The organism is Shewanella sp. AS16 (assembly GCF_021412365.1).
Taxonomy (GTDB): domain Bacteria; phylum Pseudomonadota; class Gammaproteobacteria; order Enterobacterales; family Shewanellaceae; genus Shewanella; species Shewanella salipaludis.
This window is the reverse complement of record NZ_JAKCLK010000325.1, coordinates 1-287: the sequence shown is the minus strand read 5'-3', so window position 1 is coordinate 287 and position 287 is coordinate 1. Positions and strand designations below refer to the sequence as shown.

Annotated in this window: 1 protein-coding gene; it reads right to left on the bottom strand. The window is 55.7% G+C overall.

The window, feature by feature from the left end; translation table 11 throughout:
- Positions 1–287: AMP-binding protein (locus LZP73_RS20490; RefSeq protein WP_234236811.1), on the bottom strand; the 287-nt coding region annotated here is incomplete at both ends.

Here is a 287-nt window from a genome sequence, read left to right as displayed (position 1 = left end):
GTCGGCTCGTCCAGCGGTTCTCCAGCCAGATAGAGCACTTCCAGCGACGAAAGATCGTGTTTGCGAATTTCAGCGGTAGGGAATTTTTTCAGCACGCGAATGGCGGTCGGCGCTGAGAACATGCGGCTAACCTGATATTTCTCGACAATTTTCCACCACACGCCGCAGTCCGGCCAGGTCGGCAATCCTTCGTAAACGATAGTCGCCATCCCCGCCAGCAGCGGCGCGTAAACGATATACGAATGCCCTACCACCCAGCCGATATCCGAAGCACAAAAGAACACGCC